Genomic DNA, 1195 nt, shown 5'->3' on the forward strand with positions numbered 1-1195 from the left:
CATAGACAGGATCTTAAGAGCTAACTTGTTTATTTAGATAGAAAAAAGGCTTCATTTATGATCAGATAATCGTCGCCAAACAAACTACCTACATCAATAGTGAAGCCGATGACGATTATCTCCTTACAGAAGCAATTTAAGCAATTCTTTAATGCTGACACCCTCCAAAAAATGGCGAAAAGTACTGGCCTGATGAAACGGTGTCGGGCGATATTACCCGAGCAGCTAGTCATTAGCTTAGTGGCCGCGTTAAGCAAAGGAAACTGCACTTCCATTGCGGATTTACTGCGACAATTCAATGGGATGTGCTTGAGCCCTGAAGGTGCCGTGGCATACAAGCCTTACCATAACCAGTTGAGGAAAAATGAGTTTCCTAATTTCATGCGGCAACTTGTTATGCGAGCAATAGCTCAATTTGCTCGCCAGCAGAATGTCGGTCTACCAAATAAGCTCGACACCTTTGATGATGTACTGCTTCAAGATGGCAGCTCTTTCCACATCCATCGTGACCTGGCGGATGTTTATCCGAGTCGATTTAAACGTAACCCTGCAGCGGTTGAATGTCATATGACAATGTCGTTGAAAAGCTTTTCTCCAGTCGCGATGAACATCAGCGCTGATACGGCATCAGAAAGAGATTTTTTACCTGAGCCCAAAACGATGAACAACAAATTGCTGTTAGCTGACGCAGGGTATCCTGATTTCCACTTCTTTCGAGAGCTTGAACAGCATGGCGGATTCTATATTGTCCGAGGTGCTAAGTCTCTGAACCCTATGATTATTGAGGCAAGGAACGGCAAGGGGCGACTGCTGCCTAAGCTAGAAGGGAAGAAGCTGAAAGACATTACTCGAGGTACCAACCGTTCGCAGGTCCTTGACCTAAAAGTCCGTCGAGGTAAACAAGAGTTTAGAGTCGTGCGACGATGGTTTGCTGAAGAAAAACGATTCTGCATTTGGATAACTAACTTACCTTCAGACACCTTTACTGCCGATGACATCATGGCGATCTACCGTTGTCGATGGCAGGTGGAACTGCTTTTTAAAGAGTTAAAGTCTCACACCAACTGGCAACGATTTGTCACCGCACAAAAGGCCATCGTTGATGGGCTCATCTGGGCCAGTTTACTTGCGCTGATCATTAGGCGTAGTATTGCGCTTCAGATAATGCCATCGGTCTCATTGTTTAAAGCGGCAA

General features: G+C 45.1%; 1 protein-coding gene. It reads left to right on the forward strand.

Going from position 1 to position 1195, the window contains the following annotated elements:
- Positions 1-108: 108 nt before the first annotated feature.
- On the forward strand, positions 109-1195 hold a 1087-nt coding region (locus AB4585_RS21765), incomplete at its 3' end, for an IS4 family transposase (protein WP_372170900.1).

Origin of the sequence: Vibrio sp. 10N.222.49.C9 (assembly GCF_041474985.1) — a bacterium.
GTDB classification, from domain to species: domain Bacteria; phylum Pseudomonadota; class Gammaproteobacteria; order Enterobacterales; family Vibrionaceae; genus Vibrio; species Vibrio crassostreae_C.